Consider the following 2,137-nt stretch of genomic DNA (forward strand, 5'->3'; position numbering starts at 1 on the left):
TCCCGCACGTTGCGGGTGAGCGATGCGGCGCGCTCGTACTCCGCCCGCGCCTCATCGGCCCGCCCCAGCTTGGCGAGCAAGTCGGCCCGCACACTGGGCAGGAGGTGATAGCTCTTGAGTGAGGGCTCCACCAGCAGCGGGTCGACCAGCGCCAGTCCGGCGGCGGGGCCATCGGCCATCGCGACCGCCACCGCCCGGTTCAGCTCGACCACGGGCGAGGGCGTGACCCGGGCGAGCGCCTGGTAGAGCGCGGCGATCCGCCGCCAGTCGGTCTCCTCCGGCGTTCGCGCTCGGGCGTGGCAGGCGGCGATGGCGGCCTGGAGGCCATAGGAGCCGAGTCCGCCCGCCAGCGACTCGGCGCGCTCGAGCGCGGCGAAGCCGCGGTGGATGAGAAGCTGGTCCCAGCGTCCCCGATCCTGGGCCAGCAGCAACACCGGCTCTCCCGAGGGCCCGACGCGGGCGCGCAGGCGGGACGCCTGGATCTCCATCAGGGCGACGAGCCCGTGGACTTCCGGCTCGTCCGGCGCGAGCTCCGCGAGGACACGACCCAGGCGGAGCGCCTCCTCGCAGAGCGCCGGGCGGATCCAGTCCTCCCCGGCGGTGGCCGCGTACCCTTCGTTGAAGATCAGATAGATCACCTCGAGCACCGACGAGAGCCGGGCCGTCAACTCCTGCCCGCTCGGCACCTCGAACGGCACCCCGGCATCGGCGAGGGTCCGCTTGGCGCGTACGATGCGCTGGGCCAGCGTCGCCTCGGGCACCAGGAACGCGCGGGAGATCTCCGAGGTGGTGAGGCCGCCGAGCAGTCGGAGGGTGAGGGCCACCCTGGCCTCGGTCGGGAGCACCGGATGGCAGGCGATGAAGATCAGGCGCAGGAGATCGTCGCCGACGTGATCGTCCAGGGCGGCGTCGAGGTCGGGCACCGAGGCCTCGTGCTGCGCCTCCAGCTCGTGCCCGAGCTGTGCTTCCTTGCGCAGATGCATCGAGCGGCGGCGCAGCTGGTCGATGGCGCGGTGCTTGGCGGTCGCCATGAGCCAGGCGCCCGGCTTGTCGGGCACGCCGGATCCCGGCCACCGCTCCAGCGCCGCGACCAGTGCGTCCTGTGCCAGGTCCTCGGCCAGCCCCACGTCGCCCACCAGGCGGGTGAGACCGGCGATGAGGCGGGCCGATTCGATCCTCCAGACCGCCTCGATGGCGCGGTGCGTATCGGTGGCCGTCACGGCTACCAATCAGGCGCGCCCCGCTCCCCAATGCAAGGCGATCCGGTGCCGGCACCTGCTATCGACAGCGGCCTCCTGCGCTTGCGACCAGCGGCGCCCGCGAGCAGAATAGCTGGACTTCGGCAAGGAGACGGTGATGAGCGGTGTACGGCTTCTGGTAGGAACGAGAAAGGGCGGATTCGTCCTCACGGCCGACGGCAAGCGGGACCGGTGGGAGGTGTGCGGGCCCTACTTCGCCGGCTGGGAGATCTATCACATGAAGGGATCTCCCGCGAACCCCGACCGGGTGTGGGCATCCCAATCCAGCAGCTGGTTCGGCCAGGTGGTGCAGCGATCGGACGACGGCGGGACCAACTGGGAAGCGGTCGGCAATCAGTTCACCTACGACGGCGTCCCGGGAACCCACCAGTGGTACGACGGCACCCAGCATCCCTGGGAGTTCGCGCGGGTCTGGCACTTCGAGCCCTCCCTGGCCGATCCGGACACGGTGTATGCCGGCGTCGAGGACGCGGCGCTCTTCCGCTCAACCGACGGTGGCCGGAGCTGGCAGGAGCTCTCCGGCCTGCGCCGCCACAGCTCGGGTCCCCGCTGGCAGCCCGGGGGGGGCGGCATATGCCTCCATACGATCATCCTCGACCCTGCCGATCCCGGCCGGATCTTCATCGCCATCTCCGCGGCCGGCGCGTTCCGCAGCGACGACGGCGGCGAGACCTGGCGGCCGGTGAACCGGGGACTCAAGTCCCAGGGCATCCCGGACCCGGATGCCGAAGTCGGCCACTGCGTGCACCGGATCGCCATGCATCCCTCCCGCCCCAACGTCCTGTTCATGCAGAAGCACTGGGATGTGATGCGCAGCGACAACGCGGGCGAATCCTGGTACGAGGTCAGCGGCAACCTGCCGTCCGACTTCGGGTTTC

The 2,137-nt window shown here is 70.8% G+C and carries 2 protein-coding genes; one reads left to right on the top strand and one right to left on the bottom strand.

Going from position 1 to position 2,137, the window contains the following annotated elements; all coding sequences use genetic code 11:
- A partial coding sequence (locus VF468_01945) for an RNA polymerase sigma factor (protein ID HEX5877082.1) occupies positions 1–1,220 on the bottom strand: 1,220 nt, incomplete at its 3' end.
- Between the two features lie 136 nt (positions 1,221–1,356).
- On the opposite strand from VF468_01945, the gene VF468_01950 reads away from it, so the two are divergent.
- On the top strand, positions 1,357–2,137 hold a 781-nt coding region (locus tag VF468_01950; GenBank protein HEX5877083.1), incomplete at its 3' end, for a sialidase family protein.

The organism is Actinomycetota bacterium (assembly GCA_036280995.1).
Taxonomy (GTDB): domain Bacteria; phylum Actinomycetota; class CALGFH01; order CALGFH01; family CALGFH01; genus CALGFH01.